At 35.5% G+C, this 3,900-nt stretch carries 3 protein-coding genes and 1 pseudogene; all 4 read left to right on the top strand.

Annotated elements, in window-relative coordinates; genetic code table 11:
• Positions 1–481: M20/M25/M40 family metallo-hydrolase (locus ACJML3_RS07000; protein WP_406021852.1), on the top strand; the 481-nt coding region annotated here is incomplete at its 5' end.
• A 230-nt stretch (positions 482–711) separates the two neighbouring features.
• Positions 712–1,407: a ProQ/FinO family protein gene (locus ACJML3_RS06995; protein WP_406021850.1), complete on the top strand. Its 696-nt coding sequence runs from the start codon at positions 712–714 to the stop codon at positions 1,405–1,407.
• Between the two features lie 8 nt (positions 1,408–1,415).
• Complete coding sequence (locus tag ACJML3_RS06990; protein ID WP_406021848.1) at positions 1,416–3,497, top strand: carboxy terminal-processing peptidase; 2,082 nt, start codon at positions 1,416–1,418, stop codon at positions 3,495–3,497.
• 47 nt (positions 3,498–3,544) lie between these two features.
• A pseudogene (gene pepN, locus ACJML3_RS06985) lies at positions 3,545–3,900 on the top strand (aminopeptidase N); the annotation flags it as partial.

Genomic DNA, 3,900 nt, shown 5'->3' with positions numbered 1-3,900 from the left:
TGAAACACAGTGGGATGAAGGTTCTCAATTCTTTCCAAAAAGCTCATTTCAGGTAACAAATATCAGTTGTGGTACCGGTGCTGAAAATGTAGTACCAGGCTCATGTTACATCATGTGCAACTGGAGATATTCAGATTTGTTAAACAAAGATCTGATTGAGAGAAAAGTCACAACAATTGTAAACGATCTCAAATTAGACTGTGAAATAAGATATGTAGTTAATGGACTTCCTTTTGTAACAAAAGGCGGAGAACTTCTTGATGTTCTAAAAGAAGCTATCAGTTTGCACACTAAGGTTAATCCATCACTTTCAACTGCAGGTGGTACCTCAGATGGTAGATTTATAGCACCTTTAGGAACAAAGGTTGTTGAATTTGGACCTCTGTCAACACACATTCACAAGGTAAACGAAGCTGTTTCTTTAAACAGTCTTGAAAAGTTAAAAGACATCTTTGTTACAACTTTAGAAAAACTTTTCTAAGCAATGTCATACTCTTCAAAATTTGAGGAGTATGGCTTTTCATGCAAACATCAATCTTTGATTTTGACAAATATATGTGCACACAATTTGGTAATATTTGTAAAAATGTGCTGATTGTATAAAATCATCCGTAAAAATTCTTTATTAAATCAAATATCAATTCACAAAAATTCAAAAGTTCATTACAATAAACAGATAGTTTTATATTCATTTTTTTAAAGGAGTTTCTTGTGGAAACCCAAAAGCAAGAACCAGAACAGATCAAAAACGAAGTGCAGCCATCAGATATCGAGAAAAAAGAGAATGTATCAGAGGATGGCACACGCTTAGAGCATATTAAAGAGGCTCTTGATATTTTATATAAGACCTTCCCAAAGGCATTTGTAAAAGATGGTGACATTAAGCCATTAAAGATTGGTATCTTTGATGATATTAAACAGAGAGCTTCTTCAATTGAAGGTTTATCACTGTCAAAAGTGCGTTCTGCTTTAAGAATGTATACAACAAGACTTAAATATCTGTACAGCTTAAAAGCTGGTGTTCACAGAATTGACATTGACGGCAATGAGATTGAAGATGCTGTTAATGCAGAGCATGAGGCATATGCTAAAGAAAAGATTGCTCAGATTAATGCAAAGCGCAATGTAAACAAGAAACCTGTTCGCAAGGATAACAAAAAGAATTTCAAGCAGAACAGAGCTCAGGGTAAGGGGGCAAGAAAGCCATTCAAGGTTGATGGTATCAAGGGTACACAGGATAACTTAAAGTTTGGTACAAATGTTCTTGTATTAAGTTCAGAGCAACGCTTTGTTCGTGGTGTTGTAGCTCAGGATGCATCAAAAGATACAGTTAGAGTAACTCTAAATTCAGGTCTTACTCTCACCTTACCTTTAGATAGAGTTCTTCTTCCAAAGACATCTAATTAGGTTTTCAATTGAAAAACATTATAAAATTTGCAGTGACCGGTCTTGTACTTGGTTGCTGCTTTAATGCCAACGCAAAACTTACAGTTCCAACCTTTGAGCAGATGCCTGTTCTTTCTCCAGAACAGAGACATTCTGTTTCATGTCTTAGAATCTACAACTATTTTACAAGAGCTCATTATAAGGTTGTAACTACTGATGATGCTTTTACCAAAAAGGTAATTGACCGTTTTGTAACATATCTTGATTACAATCATTCCTTATATACAAAAAAGGAAATTGATGAAATCTATGCAAATGCACCATCAATTCTTCAGGGATTAGAAAAGTGCTATCTTGATTATCCTTATGCTGTATATAACGAGAACATTAAAAAGCGTTATACAAAATACAAATATATGCTCTCGTTACTTGAAAAGGGTATTAATCTTAATACAGATAAAACAATTGAGATTGATAGAACTAAGGCTGAATTTGCAAAAGATGAGCAGGAATTAAAGAGTCTGTGGGAAAAAGAGCTCATTAATGATTATGAGGTTCAGCTGTTAAACGGCAAGTCAAAGCAAACTGCACTTAAGCGTATTAAGAACAGATATATTGCAGCAATGAACAGAGTAGCTCAGGTGTCATCTGAGGATGTGTTCTCAATCTTTGAAAATTCTTTTGCTACAGCTATCGATCCACATACAAATTACTTTGGACCTGTTGAGTCTGAGAATTTTAATGATGATATCAATCTGTCATTAGAAGGCATTGGTGCTGTTTTATCACAAGAAGATGAGTTTACAGTTATTGAATCTATTCTTCCAGGATCACCTGCTGAAAAATCAAAGAAGCTCAAACCAAAAGACAGAATTGTCGGAGTAAGACAGGATAATGGCAAGAGTGATGACATTATCGGCTGGAGACTTACTGAAGTTGTAAAGAAGATCAAGGGTAAGAAGGGCACCAAGGTTATTCTTGAGATTGAAAGAGGTGATGGTGCAACTTCTAAAACCTTTAATGTTGAACTTGTTCGAGACAAGATCCGTTTACAGGACAAGGAAGCTAAGTCAAAGGTTTATGACAGCTACGACGGTAAGAAAATCGGTGTAATCACCATTTCAAGTTTCTATACCGATCTTCATCAGAACGTGATCCGTGAAATAAACAAGCTTACAAATCAGAATGTTGATGCAATTGTTGTTGATTTAAGAAACAACGGTGGTGGACTTCTACCTGAAGGTATTTTCACTACAGGCTTATTCATCAAATCTGGTCCTGTTGTGCTTGTACGTGATGTAAATGCAGAGCAGACAACTTATGATGATACTGACAATACAATGCAGTATAAAGGTCCTTTAGTTGTACTGATTAACCGTCTGTCAGCTTCAGCATCTGAAATTATGGCTGCAGCGCTGCAGGATTATGGCAGAGCACTTATCGTTGGTGATAATTCATATGGTAAAGGCACAGTTCAGCAGAGCAGACCTTTAACTAGAATCTATGACCTTAAGGATTCACACTTTGGCTCAATCCATTACACAATTGCCAAATTCTATAGAATAAATGGCGGTTCAACTCAGCTTCGCGGTGTAACACCTGATATTACTCTTCCAACATTGATTGATGTTACAGAGTTTGGTGAGAAATCAGAGCCAAATGCTCTTGAATGGGACAGCATAAAGCCAAGCGAATATGATCGTTATATCAGTGCTGCTAATATAACTAATATTGTTAAGGAGCTTGAGAAGAAGCATAATCAAAGAATTGCAACCGATCCTGTATTCAATGTAATAAAAAGCGAGCAGGAACGCTATGCTAAACTCAAGGCAAAGAAGGTATTATCTATAAATTATGATAAGCGCCTGAAGCTGTTTAAAGAGGATGAGGCAATAAATCTTGCTAATACTAATACAAGACTAAAGGCAATGGGAAAAGATCCTGTAAAGAATGTTAAGGATATTCCTGATGACTTTGTTTTTGACGATCCTCTTTTAAAAGCAAGTGTGAATATTGCATCTGATTTTTCTGCGATTGTAAAAGAGCAGAATATTGATTTGAGTGCACAGGATTCAACACCGATACTGCTTAAATACAGAAACAAGGAATAATACTAATAAGCCTGGTTTTTCCAGGCTTTTTAGACACAGGATATAAAATGGAAAAGAAGACATTTAAGGCAAAAAAGCGTACAGACTATAAAAGCCCAGATTTTACAGTTACCAATATTGATCTTACTTTTGAACTTGATGATACAAAAACAAAAGTAAGTTCAGTTGCTCATTTTATCCGTCTTACTCAGGATAAAAAGGCTCCATTAATTCTTGATGGTGAAGAGCTTGTTTTAAAGTCTGTTAAAGTTGATGGTGTAGCAGCTAAATATAAAGAGCATGACAACAAACTTGAAATCTTATCTGTTCCTGATGAGTTTGATCTTTATATTGAAAATGAGATTAATCCAACAGCAAATACATCTCTTATGGGCCTTTACAAATCTGATGGTGCATTCTGTAC

Source organism: Succinivibrio sp. (assembly GCF_045124615.1).
Lineage (GTDB): Bacteria > Pseudomonadota > Gammaproteobacteria > Enterobacterales > Succinivibrionaceae > Succinivibrio > Succinivibrio faecicola.
This window is presented reverse-complemented; position numbering and strand designations above follow the sequence as displayed.